Origin of the sequence: Komagataeibacter sp. FNDCR2 (assembly GCF_021295395.1) — a bacterium.
Lineage (GTDB): Bacteria > Pseudomonadota > Alphaproteobacteria > Acetobacterales > Acetobacteraceae > Komagataeibacter.
The window spans coordinates 1,938,683-1,953,443 of record NZ_JAIWOU010000001.1; the positions used below are offsets into that span (position 1 = coordinate 1,938,683).

At 63.6% G+C, this 14,761-nt stretch carries 13 protein-coding genes, 1 tRNA gene and 1 riboswitch; of the genes, 7 read left to right on the forward strand and 7 right to left on the reverse strand.

What is annotated here, in order from left to right:
- Position 1 precedes the first annotated feature (1 nt).
- The 5 genes from LDL28_RS09195 (at position 2) to LDL28_RS09215 (ending at position 6,862) form a co-directional block, all read left to right on the forward strand.
- A complete protein-coding gene (locus LDL28_RS09195; RefSeq protein WP_233058272.1) occupies positions 2-832 on the forward strand; it encodes an SDR family oxidoreductase in 831 nt (276 codons plus the stop codon).
- Between the two features lie 37 nt (positions 833-869).
- A complete protein-coding gene (locus LDL28_RS09200; protein WP_233058273.1) occupies positions 870-4,163 on the forward strand; it encodes an efflux RND transporter permease subunit in 3,294 nt (1,097 codons plus the stop codon).
- 71 nt (positions 4,164-4,234) lie between these two features.
- A tRNA-Arg gene (locus LDL28_RS09205) sits at positions 4,235-4,311 on the forward strand.
- 155 nt (positions 4,312-4,466) lie between these two features.
- Positions 4,467-5,681 (forward strand): cytochrome b N-terminal domain-containing protein, encoded by a 1,215-nt coding sequence (locus LDL28_RS09210; RefSeq protein WP_233058274.1) that lies wholly within the window; start codon positions 4,467-4,469, stop codon positions 5,679-5,681.
- A gap of 67 nt (positions 5,682-5,748) precedes the next feature.
- A riboswitch (TPP riboswitch) is annotated at positions 5,749-5,845 on the forward strand.
- 48 nt (positions 5,846-5,893) lie between these two features.
- Positions 5,894-6,862, forward strand: a complete 969-nt coding sequence (locus LDL28_RS09215; RefSeq protein ID WP_233058275.1) for an ABC transporter substrate-binding protein — start codon at positions 5,894-5,896, stop codon at positions 6,860-6,862.
- Positions 6,863-6,864: 2 nt separating this feature from the next.
- Here the strand turns inward: LDL28_RS09215 and LDL28_RS09220 are convergent, their stop codons facing one another.
- Positions 6,865-7,386 carry a DUF2721 domain-containing protein gene (locus tag LDL28_RS09220; RefSeq protein WP_233058276.1) on the reverse strand — a complete coding sequence of 174 codons (522 nt, stop codon included), beginning with the start codon at positions 7,384-7,386 and terminating at the stop codon, positions 6,865-6,867.
- Between the two features lie 91 nt (positions 7,387-7,477).
- Here LDL28_RS09220 and LDL28_RS09225 point away from each other — a divergent pair, with 91 nt between their 5' ends.
- A complete protein-coding gene (locus LDL28_RS09225; protein ID WP_233058277.1) occupies positions 7,478-7,732 on the forward strand; it encodes a hypothetical protein in 255 nt (84 codons plus the stop codon).
- Between the two features lie 451 nt (positions 7,733-8,183).
- Positions 8,184-9,944: a porin gene (locus tag LDL28_RS09230; protein WP_233058278.1), complete on the forward strand. Its 1,761-nt coding sequence runs from the start codon at positions 8,184-8,186 to the stop codon at positions 9,942-9,944.
- A 164-nt stretch (positions 9,945-10,108) separates the two neighbouring features.
- Here the strand turns inward: LDL28_RS09230 and LDL28_RS09235 are convergent, their stop codons facing one another.
- The 6 genes from LDL28_RS09235 to LDL28_RS09260 all read right to left on the reverse strand — a co-directional run bounded on the left by LDL28_RS09235 (position 10,109) and on the right by LDL28_RS09260 (position 14,760).
- Complete coding sequence (locus LDL28_RS09235; RefSeq protein ID WP_233058279.1) at positions 10,109-11,779, reverse strand: glycosyltransferase family 39 protein; 1,671 nt, start codon at positions 11,777-11,779, stop codon at positions 10,109-10,111.
- 12 nt (positions 11,780-11,791) lie between these two features.
- Positions 11,792-12,547: a glycosyltransferase gene (locus tag LDL28_RS09240; RefSeq protein ID WP_233058280.1), complete on the reverse strand. Its 756-nt coding sequence runs from the start codon at positions 12,545-12,547 to the stop codon at positions 11,792-11,794.
- 21 nt (positions 12,548-12,568) lie between these two features.
- Entirely contained in the window at positions 12,569-13,063 is a 495-nt protein-coding gene (locus LDL28_RS09245) for a F0F1 ATP synthase subunit B (protein ID WP_233058281.1), read from the reverse strand.
- Positions 13,064-13,093: 30 nt separating this feature from the next.
- Positions 13,094-13,708: a hypothetical protein gene (locus LDL28_RS09250; RefSeq protein ID WP_233058282.1), complete on the reverse strand. Its 615-nt coding sequence runs from the start codon at positions 13,706-13,708 to the stop codon at positions 13,094-13,096.
- A 16-nt stretch (positions 13,709-13,724) separates the two neighbouring features.
- Positions 13,725-13,949 (reverse strand): ATP synthase subunit C family protein, encoded by a 225-nt coding sequence (locus tag LDL28_RS09255; protein ID WP_003616715.1) that lies wholly within the window; start codon positions 13,947-13,949, stop codon positions 13,725-13,727.
- Positions 13,950-14,010: 61 nt separating this feature from the next.
- The gene (locus LDL28_RS09260; RefSeq protein WP_233058283.1) at positions 14,011-14,760 is read right to left on the reverse strand and encodes a F0F1 ATP synthase subunit A; all 750 of its coding nucleotides are present in this window, start codon (positions 14,758-14,760) and stop codon (positions 14,011-14,013) included.
- Position 14,761 lies beyond the last annotated feature (1 nt).

The following is a 14,761-nucleotide window of genomic DNA, read 5'->3' on the forward strand; positions in this document are numbered from 1 at the left end:
TATGAAACAGGATTCGATACTGATCACAGGCGCCTCGTCCGGTATCGGGCGCGGGCTTGCCCTCGCCCTCGCCCGGCCGGGACGCATACTGCATCTGGGCGGGCGCAACACGCACAACCTGAAGGAGGTGGCCACACGCTGCATCGCCCGGGGGGCGGAGGTGCGCGTGCGGGTGCAGGACGTGCGCGAACAGGCCGGCATGGATGCATGGATCACGACCGCCGGCCCGCTTGATCTCGTCTTCGCCTGTGCCGGGATCACGGCGTCCACCCAGGGGGGGGAAGACGCGCCCCATGAGCCGGATGCCCAGATCCGGCGCATGTTCGCGACCAATGTGGATGGGGTGATCAACACCGTGCTGCCCGCGCTGGCCGTCATGCGCGGCCAGCCGCGTGGCCACGATGGCATGCGCGGGCGGATATGCGCCATGTCGTCGGTCGCGGGGCTTGTCGCGTTTCCGGGCACGCCGTCGTACTGCGCGTCGAAGGCGGCGGTGGACCGATTCATGGTGGCGACGGGGGGCAACATGGCGCGCGCCGGTATCCTGCTGTCCAGTGTCTGCTGCGGTTTTGTCGCTACGCCCATGACCGCGGGCAACACCTTTCCCATGCCCGGCCTGACCCAGACGGGCGACGCGGTGCGGGCCATCCTGTCCGGCGTGGCGCGGGGCAGGCAGCGCATCTCGTTTCCCTGGTGGCTGGCGGCGGGGTCGCGCTTCATGGATCTGCTCCCCATCCGGGTGGCGCAGTCCTGTTACTTCCGCCAGCCGGCGGGACAGGCGGGCACCATGCCGGAAACGGGGCTGGAGCCGCCGGGCGCGCCCACGGCGTGAATGAAGCCTTGGTAATGGCAAGAGCCGGGATCAGGCGTTGAATCCGTGCCGCATCTTCATCCTGCGCCCGGTGGCGACCACGCTGCTGGCCGCGGCCATCATGCTGTCGGGTCTTTTCGCCTACCGGACCCTGCCGGTGGGCGACCTGCCCGATATTGCCGTGCCGGTCATCTATATCATGGCCACCCAGCCGGGCGCGTCCCCCCAGCAGATGGCGAGTTCCGTGACCACCCCGCTGGAGCGCAGGCTGGGGCAGGTCGCGGGCGTGAGCGAGATCGAATCCGATTCCAGCCAGGACAGCGCCTTCATCCTGCTGACCTTCAATGAAACCACCAATATCGACGCCGCCGCCAATGACGTGGAAGCCGCCCTGCGCGCCGCCCGCGCCGACATGCCCGCCACCCTCCAGTCACAGCCGCAGTACTGGAAGGCCAACCCCTCCGACAACCCGATCCTGATCCTGGCCCTGACATCGGACACACAGCCGGTGTCCGAGCTGTACGACATTGCCAAGACGCGCCTGCAGCCCCTTCTTTCACAGGTGCAGGGCGTGGGCTGGGTCGAGATCGCGGGCAGTTCCGCCCCGGCGGTACGGGTGGAAATCAATCCATGGCCCCTGTTCAAATACGGGCTGGGGTTTGAGGACATCCGCTCGGCGCTGGCGTCCGCCAACGCCAATACGCCCAAGGGCGTCGTGGAAAACGACACGACCCGCTACACGCTCGCCACCAACGACCAGGCGCGCACCGCCGCCCAGTACCGCGATCTCGTGATCGGCTACCGCGACAGCCGCCCCGTGCGGCTGCAGGATGTGGCCAGCGTGCGCAACGGCGTGGAGAACGAACGCCGGGTCGGTTTCCTGAACGGGCACAGCGCGGTCATGGCCATCATCCGCCCCCGCGCGGGGGCGAATGTCATCCACGTGATCGACGCGATCAAGGGCCGCCTGCCCACCCTGCGCGCGGCGCTGCCGCGCGGGGTCTCGCTCGTACCCGCCATGGACCGTTCCATCACCATCCGCGCCTCGCTGGCGGATACGCAGTGGACGCTGCTGGCCTCGGTCGTGCTGGTGGTGGGGGTGGTGCTGGTGTTCCTGCGCACGCCGCGCGCGACGCTCATCCCGGCCATTACGGTGCCCATCTCGCTGGCGGGTACGCTGGCGTTCATGGCGCTGTTCCACTTCTCGCTTGATATCCTGTCACTCATGGCGCTGACCATCGCGACCGGCTTCGTGGTGGATGACGCCATCGTGGTGCTGGAAAACATCGCCCGCCACATGGAAGCGGGCATGGACCGCAGGCAGGCGGCCCTGCGCGGCTCGCGGGAGATCGGGTTTACGGTGCTGTCCATCACCATCTCGCTGGTGGCGGTGTTCCTGCCGCTGCTGTTGCTGGCGGGCACGCCGGGCAAGGTGTTTTTCGAGTTTTCCATGACGCTGGCGATCACGGTCACCGTCTCGCTGGTGCTGGCGCTGAGCCTGACGCCCATGATGTGCAGCCTGTTCCTGGAGGTCGGGCCACAGGCGCCGCCGCCGCCCACGGCCCCGCGCTGGCGGCGCTGGCCGCATGAGCTGGGCGAGTGGATGGAGGCGGGCTACCGGCGCCTGCTCCATTACTATGAACACTCCCTCGTCATCGCCCTGCGCCACCATGTCCTGACCGCCGTGACCCTGCCGCTCAGCCTTGCCGTCATGATCGGCGTGATCGTGCTGATGCCCAAGGGGATCCTGCCCAAGGAGGACGTGGCCATGGTCATGAACTTCTTCCGCGTGGACCAGACCACCTCCTTTCCCGCCATGAAGGAGAAGATCCGCGCCATAAGCGACGCAATGGGGGTGGACCAGGACACGCAGGAAGTGGTGGCGTTTTCCGGCGACACGAACATCGAGGGGCAGGCCTTCGCCCAGATGATCGACCGCGCGCAGCGCAGCGACGGCCCCGATGAGATGATCGAACGCATCCACAGGCGGCTGGCCAATATTCCGGGGGTGGACATATCGCTGTTCTCGGCCGGTGACATAAGCGGCGGCGGCGGGCGGCAGAAGGAAGGGGCCTACCGCTACCTGCTGACCAGCGACAACGCCGATGACATCTATACATGGGCGCCCCGCCTGACCGCCGCGCTGCGCGCGGGGCCGGTGCTGCGCGACGTGACGACGGATGTCATGAACAATGGCGCGGCCATCCATGCCGACATCATCCGCGACCTTGCGGCGCGCTACCTCGTCACGCCGCAACTGCTCAGCAACACGCTGTACGACGCCTTCGGCCAGCGCACGGCGTCCAACATATCCACCTCGCTCACCACCTATCACGTGGTCATGGAAGTGGCGGACCGGTACCGTACCTCGCCCGACATCCTGCGCTCCTTCCGCATCTCGACCGCCGGGGGCAGCGCGGGCGGCGGCACGGTGTCGAACACGGTGCGCGTACCGGCGCAGGCGAGCGGGCAGGAAAGCCGCAGCACGCAGCTCAGCCAGCAGTCATTTCGCAACCAGATTGCCAACCGGCTGGCGGGCGGGGCCGGGGCATCGAACGGGTCGGCGGTTTCCTCCAGCACCGAGACGATGATCCCGCTTTCCGATGTGGCGCGTCTTGTCCCCCGCCCCACGGCCATTACCGTCTCGCACCGCGACGGGTTCGTATCCGCCGCCATTTCCTTCAACCTCGCCCCCGGCATGGCCCTGAGCGACGCGGCGGCCACGATTGCCGACACCATGATCGACATGCATGTGCCGCCCTCCATCCATGGCGGGTTTACCGGGCAGGCGGCGCAGTTCCAGTCCGCCATCATCAACGAGGTGCTGATCTTCATCGCCGCCCTCGTCACGATCTATGTGACGCTGGGCATCCTGTATGAAAGCTACATCCATCCGCTGACCATCATGTCCACCCTGCCCTCGGCGGGGGTGGGGGCGGTGATGGCGCTGTGGGCGACGGGGCAGGAATTCTCCCTCATCACCATGATCGGGATGATCCTGCTGGTCGGGATCGTGAAAAAGAACGCCATCCTGATCGTGGATTTCGCCCTGCACGCGGAACGCGACCGGGGCCTTTCCCCGCGCGACGCCATACATGACGCCTGCGTCCAGCGCTTCCGCCCCATTCTCATGACCACGCTGGCCGCCGCCCTGGGGGCCGTGCCGCTGATCACCAATGGCGGCTACGGCATGGAAATGCGCCGCCCGCTGGGCATTACGGTGGTTGGGGGGCTTATGATGAGCCAGTTGCTCACGCTCTACACCACGCCGGTCATCTATCTTTACATGGAACATATGCGCACATGGACCGCGCGGTTGGTCCACCGGCTTATGGCCCGTGGGCGGGCATGAAAAATCTTTTCCGCAAGCTAAAAAAAGGGGTTGCGGGGGGCGGCGGGGTCGGCTAGAAACCGCCTCACAGCGCACCCGTAGCTCAACTGGATAGAGCACCAGACTACGAATCTGGGGGTTAGAGGTTCGAGTCCTTTCGGGTGCGCCAATTTTCCTGAAAATCCTGAATCAGTAAGCGATCACGTCTCTCGTGCCTGTTGGCGCGTGCGCAATCGTTCATGGCCCAAAAAGAAGGGTGCCTGCCGCCTGCCGGGCTGCTACACCCTTGCCTGATCTTTCTTTGTCCGGATTCAGGAAACAGGAATGAACGGGTCCCGCCCCCCCGAAAACATGCCGCAACAGGCCCCATTCGCGCAGCGTGAGGGGATTGCCGGCTGGGTTGACCGCAGGCTTCCGGTCATAAGCGGGTTCCGCAGGGAATATATCGACTTCCCCATGCCGCGTAACCTGAACGGGCTGTGGAATTTCGGGGCGATCCTGTGCGCGGTGCTGGTGGTCATGCTGGCCAGCGGTATTTTCCTGGCCATGAACTATACGCCCACGGCGGCGGGCGCCTTCATGTCGGTCGAGATGATCGAACGCCAGGTGCCCGGCGGGTGGATGCTGCGCGCGATCCATGTCACGGGGGCGAGCCTGTTCATGGCGGCACTCTACATCCATCTGTTCCGGGGGCTGTATTATGGCTCCTACAAGCAGCCACGCGAGATCCTGTGGCTGTCGGGGCTGGGGCTTCTGCTCATGGTCATGGTCACCGCGTTCGCGGGCTATGTGCTGCCATGGGGGCAGATGTCCTACTGGGGGGCGGATGTCGCGGGCAAGGCGGTGGGGGCCGTGCCGGTCATTGGCCCGACGCTTGAACATGTCATGGAAGGCAGCGACCAGTTGGGGGATATTTTCATCCACCGCTTTTTCGTGCTGCATTTCCTGCTGGCGTTCGCCATCGTGGCCATTGTGGTGCTGCATGTGGCCGCGCTGCATGTGCCCGGTCCCAACAACCCCACCGGCAGGCCCCTTCCCGCGCGGGAGAACGTTCCCTTCCATCCCTATTACACGACCAAGGACCTGACGGGGCTTGTGCTGTTCGCGCTGGTGTTCGTGGCCCTTGCCTTCCTGTGGCCCGGTCTCCTGTCCGAGCCGGAGAACTACCGCCCCGCCAACCCTATGCACACGCCCGCCGATATCGAGCCGGAATGGTATTTCCTGCCATTCTACGGAATGCTGCAATCCGTGCCGTCCAAGTTCGGCGGGCTTGTCGCATCGGGCGGCGCGGTGCTGATCCTGTTCGCGGTGCCATGGCTCGACCGCTCCCCCATCCGTTCGGCCCGCTTCCGCCCGTTGTGCCGGGCGGGCCTGCTGGGGCTGGTGGTGGCGTTCGTGCTGATGGGGCTGGTGGGCCGCCACCATGCCGCAGGCGGCTGGATGACCGTGGGGCGGCTCGCGACGCTTTATTATTTCAGCTATTTCCTTGTGCTGCTCCCGCTTTGCGCACGGCGGGAAATGCGCGGGGCCGGGGGCTGAGCCTTCGTGCCTGACGCCACGGGTCCAGCATCCGTGACTTGACGGGCGCGCGCCCCATCCCACACTCTCCGCCCGACCGGGGTGCCCGCCAATGGCGGGCTGAGATCATACCCGTTGAACCTGATCTGGGTCATGCCAGCGAAGGGAGGCTGACCTGTGGCGTCCGTTCCCTGCCTGCCGTGTGCCGTGAAAAAATGGGAAAGGGATTCCACATGCGCGTCATAGCCCGCACACTTGGCCTGGCCACCATCATGGCCTGCATGGCCGTGCTGATACAGCCCGCCCGCGCGGCCGGTCGGCCGGTTACGGTCGTGCTGGACTGGTTTCTCAACGCCGACCATGCCAGCCTGCTGGCCGCGCAGTACAGCGGTGCCTTTGCCCGCCACGGGCTGGACGTGAAGCTGATCGCGCCCGCCGACCCCGGATCGCCCGCGCGCCTGGTCGCGGCGGGGCAGGCGGACCTTGCGGTGTCCTACCAGACGCAGCTGGGCATGCTGGCGGATCAGGACATACCGCTTGTGCGTGTCGGCACGCTGATCGATACGCCGCTCAATGTGCTGATCACCAGCGGCACGATCCATGACCTGTCGGAACTCAAGGGCAGGACCATCGGCATTTCCATTCCCGGCGTGGATGACGCCGCCCTTGACGCCATGCTCCATTCCGTGGGTCTGGGCCTTGCGGATGTGCGGCAGGTCAACGTCAATTTCCAGCTGGAGCAGGCCATCATAAGCCATGCGGTGGACGGGGTGATCGGGGCGGTGCGCACCTATGAACTGATCGACCTGCAACAGAAGGGGATCAAGGTCACCGCCTTCTTCCCCGAGGAACACGGCGTGCCCATGTCCGATGAACTGATTTTCCTGGCCGGGCGGGACCATGCGCATGAGGCATGGATACGGGCGTTCATGGATGCGCTGGCGGAGGGCGCCAATACGCTCATCAACCACCCCGACACCATCCTGGCGCAGGCGGTCGGCGACCACCCGGAACTCGATACGCCCCTGAACCGGGCGGCATGGCAGGCCACGCTATCGCGCCTGTGCAAGCAGCCCGCCCTGCTGAACGTACCCCGCTACCGGGCTTTCGCCGCCTTCCTGCACGCCCATGGCATGATGACCCACGACATCCCGCTTGAGCGGTACGCGCTTGACCCGTTCAGCCCGCCTGCATCGCCCTGAGTTCAGTCCTGCGGGGTAATGCTGGTCAGCAGGTCGCGCCTGTGCGGCAGGAAGGTGGTGATCCGCAGGCCGTGCCAGGCCACGATACTGTCCCCCAGGAACATGCCCAGCGCGATGACGGTACACACCAGCGCGTTGCCGAACATGAGCACCAGCCACCACGCGATGGATGAATCGCGCACGCTGCCCAGAAACAGCGCAAAGGCCGAACCGCAGGCGGATGCGCCCCCCACCCCCCCGAACAGGATCGCCGCATCCAGCAGCAGCGTGCGGTAGTGCAGGAGCCCCAGCCGCTTCATGAGCATGCTGGCGTCCTTGCCGCTCTTGTCGTCCATGCCATCGAGCTTGTCGCGCACCGTCTCGATCCGGTCGCTGACACGGGCCAGCCGGGTGTTGAACATGTTGAGCAGCGTACCGATACCCGACAGCATGAACACCGGCGTCAGGGCGGTCTGGATCAGATGGGCGACCCCATCAACGGATTCATCGGGAATAAGACCGGGAAAGGCAGACACGTCAGGCATATCCTTGGATGGGGGCGGGATCTGCGTTTTTTGGGCTTATCCCCGCCCCCGTCAAGGGGCAGAGTCGCGACAGACGGACCGGGAGAATTTCATGTCACATAATTACGCCACACCCCTTACGCCCGAAAAACGCCTGGCGCGCGTTCTGTCACGCATTCCGGCTGACTGGCCGCTTGCCATCGACCGCCAGCCCGGCCCCACGGGCGCGGCCTGCTGGCGCGCGCGCCTGACCCCGCCGGGGCATGACGCACTGGACTGGACCCCGCCACAGGACACCATGGTAGATGCGCTGGAAGCCGCATGGCGGCAGGCCCGCGCCCTTCTGGCCAGCGGGACTGGCGCTTAGGTTACAGTCAAGAATTAAGTTAATAAACTATAAACACGGATTTGTGAGGGTGAGTCCTGTATTCCTGAAACCAGAAACCCGCTTCCAGTTATTTTTTATTGAATAAATTCAGAAATTCATGCGCACACGATTGTTTGATGCATAGCCGGAAAGGTTCTCAAACTGGACCAGTCCGGCCCCCGAAAACCGCCGCCATACCATGATATCGTACGGGATCAGTCAGGAAACGCGCCCAGCCCTGTCCGGCATCGCTTTGGAACATTGCAATAAAACAAAGGAATTTTTTATTTCGATCCTGCCCGCCCCCCTGTTTTCCCATCGTTCCCGCAGGGCATGCCCCCTGAACAGGGGCATCCCGGTTCCCCTGTCGCGACATGCCGGACGGAGCGGCATGGCCCCATTGACCCACGCGGTTTTATACAACAGGAATGCTGACAGGGAGTTTAATACTATGTCGGCTGGAAAATTGGCGCGTATTGGCGCGGTCGTTGTCATGGCAAGCGGGGGGGCATCCCTTACCTGCCCCGATGAGGCATGGGCCGATGATTATAGTGAACTCCTCGATATCCTGAAGGCCAAGGGCAGCCTGACGCAGGGTGAGTACAACGGACTCCTGACCCATCACATGCAGCATGTGCGCGCGGCCGCATCGGCCGCCCGGGCGCAGCAATACGTACCCGTGCAGCACCATACGCTCACGCCGGTCTCCACGCATGCCGCAATGCGCAGCGCCATGGGCCAGCCGATCCAGCCACCGGGCAATATCGACATCGGTGGTGGCGGGATGGACCCCAACGACGTGCTGGCCCAGGCCCAGCAGGCCGCTGCCGATGCGCAGGCCAGCGCCGCCTCCGCCGAATCCACATGGCTTGCGACCCAGCACGCCATGAACAGTTCCGACTTCGTGCGGGTTAACAAATACGTGCCCGGTGGCGGCCTGACCTTCAAGGCGGGGCCGATCGACATCAACCTGTCGGGGTTCATCAACGGGTTCTACACATTCAACAGCCCAGCAGGCGGCCATTACGTGGCGGGCGGCGTTTCAACGGGCAGCAGCGGGTTCGATTCCTCGGCGCTGCGTAACGGCCTGCTTCCCGCCGGCCTGATCCTCAAGCTCAAGACCACGCAGAACGGCATCGACCTTGCCGCCGTGATGGGCATGTATCCCGGCATCGACAACGCCAAGAACGGCGCTTTCAACGCCAATACCGGCGGCAGCCCGGTGGGGCTGGGAACGGCCGGCATCGATTTTCGTCAGGTTTACGTCACGGCGGGCAACAAGAAATGGGGCACGTTCAAGATCGGTCGTGACCTTGGCATCTTCGGTGGCGACGCCATTCTGGATGACGCGACCCTGCTGAGTGTCGGCTCCACCGGCAGCAACGCAGCACCGGGCAATACCTCGCTTGGCCGTATCGGCGTCGGTTACGTGTATGCCGACTGGATACCGCAGATTTCCTATCAGTCGCCCACCATCAAGGGGTTCCAGGGCACGATCGGCATCCTGCAGCCGCTCGATGAGTTCGATTTCTCCGGCGATGACGCCAATGGCACCGCCTATTCCGCCAGTTCCACCCAGCACAGCTCACCCATGATCCAGGGCAAGGTCACGTATGACTTCAAGATCGGCGGGCTGAGCGCGCGCATCTGGGCCAGTTTCCTGACGCAGCACCAGCAGGATCTGATGGTCAGCAAGACAACATCGGTCACAACCCAACTGCGCGAAGCCAACGGCGGCATTTACAATATGACCACGAGCGGTACTGCGGATGTTTCCGTCATTCCGGGTGAAAAACACGGCGTCACGGCGGAAGCGGGCGAAATCGGCACGAAGCTGACCTATGGCCCGGCGCAGTTCGTGGGCTATTACTACCGTGGCAGCGGCCTGGGCACGACCGGCCTGTTCTTTGATGGCGTGGCCAGCAATGGCCGCAAGCGTGCATCCGAAGGCTATTATGTCCAGATGATGTATAACTTCACCAAGCGCTTCAAGCTGGTCGGCAGTTATGGTGTCAGTAACCTCTATCAGGCCGCTGGCGAGAATGATCCCGATCTCGTACGCCGCAATGAATCGGAAGTGGGTGCGGCCTATTACAAGATGACGGACTGGCTGAATCTGGTGGCGGAATACGCCCATACCAGTTCCGCCGCACATGGCCCGTACAAGGAGAGCGACAACAGTGCCTCCGGCGGTATGATCCTGCTGTTCTGATCGCGAAGCCTGCAGGAAATCCGGGGCATATCCGACACGGACTGGTCCCGGTTTCCTGTCTAAAAATCATGAAAAAGTTTTTGGTGAAGCTTTTTTCAAAAAGCTTCAGGAAACGCCGCCTTTTTGAAAAAAGACGGCACCCAAAAACTTTTACTGTTTACCAGTCAGTTATTTTCAAACGGCGTCCCGACGGCATACAGCCCGATTGTCAGGTATTTGCCCGTGGAATAATTCAGCCCCGTCTGCTGCCCCAGTTCACGGATTTCAAGACCAGTCTGCTGGGTACGCGCACGAAAGGCCGCCAGATCGCGCGTGCCCACCAGCGCCATGCCGCATCTGGGGTTCTGTTGCAGGAAATCCGCGGCGGCGCGCGCATCCAGCAGCCGTGTCGTCTCCCCTAACAGAAAGACAAGGCTGGGTTCCGAATCCGATGTCGAGGCCACGACGGTCTGCGCGCAGGGACGGTGCGCGTCCACCAGCGTAGCAAGGCGCGGGCTCAGCCATATGGTCTGCAAACGCGGGATCACGGTGGAAAACAGGCCGACATGGATGATCACCGCCGCCGCCACCGCAGCCATGGCGGCATGCAGCGCATCGCGGTGCAGGATCAGGTAACCCGACATGACCAGCAGCGGCAGCGCGCCCGCCGGGATCAGCAGCGCCGCAGGCGACAGGATGCCTTCCATCCGCCACAGCAGCACAGGCCCGGCAAAAGCCAGAACGGACCCCAGCGTAAACCAGACCAGCCCATAGGCCGCCAGCAGGCCACGCGCCCATAGCGCCCGCGGCCACTCCCACTGGCCGGAAAAGGATACGATCGCCGCGGCCGTCAGGATGGCGATGGCAGGATAGGTCGGCAGCACGTAATGGGGCAGCTTGGTCGCGATGGCTTCAAACACCAGCCAGTGCGGTATGATCCAGCAGAGCAGGTAGCGCACATGTGGCTGGTGGCGGCGTTCCCATATAAAGGGCAGGCTCATGGCCGCGAAAACCGACCCCGGCCAGAACGCAATGGCAAAAACCACCAGATGATAGCCCGGTGGCAGGCCATGTGTTTCCTGCCCGCTTGCCACCTTGCCCAGAAAATTGTGCCCGACCGCGCGTGAAAAGAAATCCCCGTGGCTGATGACGCCAATCGCGATGCACCATGGCAGCACGATCGCCAGCATGAGCAGCCAGCCCCATGCCGGGCGCAGGCGACGCCACCAGTCGATCCGCCTTTCCACCAGCGCCAGGGCAAGCGGCGTGCCAAAACCGGGAACCAGCACGACCGGCCCCTTGAGCATCAGGCCGCACCCCAGCGCGGTCCAGTACAGCACCGCCGCCGCAAGCGGTGTCGCCCGGTCGCGTTCCCGGTCCAGATAAGCGCGCAGCAGGCCGCATTGCACCAGCAGCACGCATGACAGCAGGGTGGTGTCGATGGTGGCCATCCGCCCTTCCGCCGTCAGCAGCACCGATACGGCCAGAAGGGCAGCGGCCAGCAGGCCGCAGGTGGGGCCAAACAGGGTCGCGCCGATCCATGCGGTCAGGACCGTGGCGGCCGTAACCGCCAGCAGCGAGGGAATACGATAGGGCCAGACGGCATGGCTACCCTCCATGCCGGTCAGACGGACGGCAGCCGCCTCCAGCCAGTATATGCCAGCGGGTTGCAGGTAACGGGGCTGATCCAGAAACCGGACATCGACATAATTGCCGCTGTGCAGCATCTGGGCCGTGGCTTCCATATAGCGCGGTTCGTCACGGTCCAGCGGTGGCATTGCCGCGCGCCCGGGCAGAAACAGCACAAACACGGACAGCGCCACCAGAATATAGTGGCGCAGTGTCAGACGTGTCATGGCACGGTCCCTTCAGCGTTCGGTAACGCGTTTCGGTATCCTGGCGCGGCTGTTCAGCCACATTACGCCCAATATATCCCGAATGCCGACAAGCGCCCGGTTGAGATTGGTGTATTTTGAAGATCCATGCAGCCGGTTGCGATGGTGAACCGGCATGCAGGCCAGCGGCACCCCGCGCCGCCCCATAAGCGAGGGCAGGAAACGGTGCAGTCCCTCGAACTGCGGCAGGCAGAGGAAATCCGCCCGGCGAAACGCCTTGAGGGAAGCCCCGGTATCCGGGCACCCATCATCCAGCAGGCGACGGCGCAGGCCGTTGGCGAAGCGCGAGGCCAGCCTGCGCGAGATATTGTCCCGCCGCTTCGTGCGGACCCCCACGACCAGTGGCGAGCGCCCCTGCGCGGTGCGGCCCAGTTCAAGCATCGGGGCGAAATCGACCGGATTATCCTGCCCGTCGCCATCAAGCGTGATGATCCATTCCCCCCGCGCGGCCTCGATTCCGGTGCGCAGCCCGGCGGATTTGCCGCAGGCCCGGTCATGGGTGAGAATACGCAGGTGGGGCAGGATGCCGTCATTCCTTACGGCCTCAAGGGCCGCAAGCGTGCCGTCGGAACTGCCGTCATCCACGAACAGGACTTCGGCAGCGGGCAACAGGTCAAGAGACGCCGCTATTTCCTGGCACAGGGGACGGATATTATCCCTCTCATCCAGTACAACGGCGACAATGGAAACAACGGGGCTGCGACCAGCCCCGTTATCCGTTCCTGACATTGCGGCTGTGGCCAAGGGCGATCAGGCGGCGCGCTGGGAAAGGGAGGTGGGCAGATCACCGATCGATTTGTCGATAATCTTACCATCCACGTCGGCCGCAAGGCTAGCGGCCAGCGTTTCCTGCGTGGCCTGAATGGCGATTTCAATCGCCATTTCCCGCACTTCGCGCAGGGCGGAACGCTCTGCCGAGGCAATGCGGTCCTTGGCCATCTGCTCGCGACGGGTGGCAATTTCCTCGGCGTTCCGGCGGGCCTGGTCCGCGATGATGGCGGCTTCACGCAGGGAATGTTCGACCAGTTCCTTGGCCTCGGCCAGGGCCGCTTCCCGGTCACGCGTGGCGTCCTCAAGCATCTGCTCGGCTTCGCGGCGCAGGCGCGCGGCTTCATCAAGTTCGGCCCGGATACGCTCCGCCCGTCCATCCAGCGCGCTCACCAGGGGTTTCCACAGTGAGCGTCCGAACAGGACAAAAAACAGGACAAAGGCAACAGCCGACCAGAAGCGGGGATCATGAAACATGATTATGACCTGTCTGTCTTGGGCAGCGGGTCAGAGACCACGTGCTGCCGCGGCAGAACCAACCTTTGCCGTCACGAAATCGGCCGGGGCGGCAATGCCGGATAACTGATGGATCAGCGTTTCCGCCGTATTCGTGGAAATTTCACGCACAGAGGACAGGGCCTTGTCGCGTGCCTGGGCAACGCGGGTCTCGGCGTCACGGATTTCCGTGGCCAGTCGCGCATTCATTTCCTCGGTCTGCCGGGCGGCGGCGATACGCGCCTCCTCGACAACCTTGTCCACATTGGCCTGCGCCTCGGCCATGGCGTCATGCCGGGCCTTGTGCAGTTCGGCCACTGCTTCATCCGCGCGGGTCTTCGCCTTGTGCGCTATCCCCAGATCCGTTTCGATCGTCTGGCGACGCTGGGACAGGACCTTTTCCACCTTCGGCAACGCCGAACGGCTGAGCAGGAGATAGAGTACAAGGAAAATGCCAGCGCCCCATATCACCTGACCGATGACATAGGGATTGCCGAAATCAAGCTGGGGCATGCCCTCGGCGCGCGCGCCAGGGGCAACCATGGCCATCAGCGGCAGAGCCAACGCGGACGAGGCCAGAAAGGTCCCCGCCCTTCGGATGTTATCATACATCACGGCGCGCGCCATGTTCGCCTCCAGCGTATCAGACGAACAGGATCAGGAACGCGATCAGCAGCGCATACAGGGCCACGGCTTCCGTCAGGGCGAAGCCCAGCATGCCCAGGCCGAACACATGCGGCCGCGCGGACGGGTTGCGCGCGATGCTGCTCACCAGCGTAGAGAAGATGTTACCCAGGCCAATGCCAACGCCAGCGAGGGCGATAACGGCGATACCGGCACCAATTTCACGGGCTGCTGCGATATCCATGTCTTTTTTTCCTTGTTTCAGACGTTCTGGATTGAAGCGATGGAAGCGGGGTAGCGACCCGTTAGTGGGCCACCGCCTCCCTCAGATAGATGCAGGTAAGGATGGCAAACACGTATGCCTGCAAGGCACCCACCAGCAATTCGAGTGCCATCAGCGCGATATTGATGACCACGGGACCAACGGCGATGATATCACCGAAGAAGCCCAGACCGGCCAGCATGATCGTGAAGGCGGCAAACATGTCGAACATCACGTGACCGGCGACCATGTTGGCAAACAGACGGATCGACAGGCTCACGGGACGCGAAAGAAAGGAAAGGATCTCGATCGGGATCAGCAGCGGGGCCAGCGCCTTGGGCGCGCCCGCGGGCATGAAGTGGGCAAAGAACCTTGCCCCCTGCACCTTGAGCGACACGATGATCGAGAGGCAGAACACCATCAGCGCCAGCGCCAGCGTTACGGCGATGTGGCTGGTAAAGGCGAAGGAGAAAGGCAGAAGGCCCAGATAGTTACCGGCCAGGATGAAGAAGAACAGCGTGAACACGAAGGGGAAGAAGGACCGCCCCTCCGGGCCGATCGTATCGACCGCCATGTTGTGTATGAAATCATAGCACATCTCGGCCGCGGCCTGGAGCCGGCCCGGCACCACCGCCGCGGGGCGCATGCCCACATACAGGAACGCCAGAACAAGAATGGCGGCTATAATCATCATCATGGGAGACTGGCTGAACCGCAGGGATTCGCCAATTACCCCCATAACGGGGTGGAGCTCGAACTGACCGAGCGCGTCGATGGATGATCCGGCCGCCAAC

Bases quoted from the DNA above. Each gene is read 5' to 3' on its own strand.
- LDL28_RS09210 (WP_233058274.1), top strand. From the start codon at position 4,467: ATGAACGGGTCCCGCCCCCCCGAAAACATGCCGCAACAGGCCCCATTC.
- LDL28_RS09240 (WP_233058280.1), bottom strand. From the start codon at position 12,547: ATGTCAGGAACGGATAACGGGGCTGGTCGCAGCCCCGTTGTTTCCATT.
- LDL28_RS09235 (WP_233058279.1), bottom strand. From the start codon at position 11,779: ATGACACGTCTGACACTGCGCCACTATATTCTGGTGGCGCTGTCCGTG.
- LDL28_RS09255 (WP_003616715.1), bottom strand. From the start codon at position 13,949: ATGGATATCGCAGCAGCCCGTGAAATTGGTGCCGGTATCGCCGTTATC.
- LDL28_RS09230 (WP_233058278.1), top strand. From the start codon at position 8,184: ATGTCGGCTGGAAAATTGGCGCGTATTGGCGCGGTCGTTGTCATGGCA.
- LDL28_RS09245 (WP_233058281.1), bottom strand. From the start codon at position 13,063: ATGTTTCATGATCCCCGCTTCTGGTCGGCTGTTGCCTTTGTCCTGTTT.
- LDL28_RS09215 (WP_233058275.1), top strand. From the start codon at position 5,894: ATGCGCGTCATAGCCCGCACACTTGGCCTGGCCACCATCATGGCCTGC.
- LDL28_RS09220 (WP_233058276.1), bottom strand. From the start codon at position 7,386: ATGCCTGACGTGTCTGCCTTTCCCGGTCTTATTCCCGATGAATCCGTT.
- LDL28_RS09250 (WP_233058282.1), bottom strand. From the start codon at position 13,708: ATGGCGCGCGCCGTGATGTATGATAACATCCGAAGGGCGGGGACCTTT.
- LDL28_RS09195 (WP_233058272.1), top strand. From the start codon at position 2: ATGAAACAGGATTCGATACTGATCACAGGCGCCTCGTCCGGTATCGGG.
- LDL28_RS09225 (WP_233058277.1), top strand. From the start codon at position 7,478: ATGTCACATAATTACGCCACACCCCTTACGCCCGAAAAACGCCTGGCG.